Annotated in this window: 1 protein-coding gene; it reads left to right on the plus strand. The window is 57.9% G+C overall.

Annotation, left to right across the window (positions count from 1 at the left end; genetic code table 11):
- Positions 1 to 252: 252 nt before the first annotated feature.
- Positions 253 to 612 carry an HdeA/HdeB family chaperone gene (locus AACY52_RS29005; protein WP_033965117.1) on the plus strand — a complete coding sequence of 120 codons (360 nt, stop codon included), beginning with the start codon at positions 253 to 255 and terminating at the stop codon, positions 610 to 612.
- Positions 613 to 682: the final 70 nt, after the last annotated feature.

The raw sequence follows: 682 nt of genomic DNA on the forward strand, positions 1-682 counted from the left end.
GCCGGCTATCTCGCCGATGTGCTTGGTCCGCTTGATTGAGCGGCGCACGCGGCTGCAGTTCCGACGAATTGCAGACCGACGTAGAGCTAAAGCCGAAACCCATATCTAGGTATGATCAAACGGGCAGTCGGGCCGACCTAAATAGGCGATGATCGCGACCGGATAGCCGATGCAGTACTTGTTGTCCGGATCGCGGTCTTTCGATGTTCACCTCGTGCGTTCGCTTGCGAACACGATCAGAAAGGTCCGCCCATGCTCAAGCCAACACTTCTTTTCACCAGCCTCCTTGCGGTTGCTCTTGCTGGTCCAGTCTCCGCGCAGAGCGCCAAGCCCGTTTCTGTCAAAAATGGCGTCGTCACCACCAATCAATTCGTCAACACGCGCAAGGGTGGCGAAGAAGTCTCATGCGAGGACTTTCTCAGTCTGGCTGACAAGTTCAAGCCGCAAGCGGTTTCCTACGCCATCGGTCTGAACAAGGGGCGTGATCCCAAGGTCAAGGTCATCGACGTTACGGGGGTTGAAAAAATCGTGCCGGTCGTGGTCAGCACGTGCAAGTCGCGCCGTCACGGTGCGCTGCGCGATACGGTCAGCACTGTATTGTATCAGCGGTAAGGCCAAGGGCGGATCAGCGTTGCTGGTCCGCCCCTTTCGTGTGCGCGGGATCGCGCTTTCTGGGCTCGGT

The organism is Pseudomonas sp. EA_65y_Pfl1_P113, from assembly GCF_963970525.1.
GTDB classification, from domain to species: Bacteria; Pseudomonadota; Gammaproteobacteria; order Pseudomonadales; family Pseudomonadaceae; genus Aquipseudomonas; species Aquipseudomonas tritici.